Raw genomic sequence first — 388 nt, forward strand, 5'->3', positions numbered from 1 at the left:
CTGGAGATGCGCAAGAGCATGACTTACGACCAGGGCCGGGAGATGGCGCGACACGCCGAGATCACCCAAAGAACCGGCGTGGCGATCTACTTCTGCGACCCGCATAGCCCCTGGCAGCGCGGCAGCAACGAAAACATCAACGGCCTGATTCGCCAGTACTTGCCCAAGGGCACAGACCTGTCGGTACATAGCCAGGAGGAGCTGGACGCCATTGCGCTGCAACTGAACATGCGACCGCGCAAGCGCTTCGACTTCAAATGCCCCATCGAGGTGATGGGAGAGGTCATGCAAAATGCCATGGCGATGCGGCATGATGCTCCGGCTTCAATTCAATAACCGTGTTGCACTCAGCTCCTGCAACCGCCTGCTTTGAGGGCTACAGAAAGTT

At 58.2% G+C, this 388-nt stretch carries 1 protein-coding gene; it reads left to right on the forward strand.

Going from position 1 to position 388, the window contains the following annotated elements:
• Positions 1 to 336: IS30 family transposase (locus tag A3709_RS12530; RefSeq protein ID WP_155736319.1), on the forward strand; the 336-nt coding region annotated here is incomplete at its 5' end.
• Positions 337 to 388: the final 52 nt, after the last annotated feature.

The organism is Halioglobus sp. HI00S01 (assembly GCF_001635445.1).
GTDB classification, from domain to species: Bacteria; Pseudomonadota; Gammaproteobacteria; order Pseudomonadales; family Halieaceae; genus Halioglobus; species Halioglobus japonicus.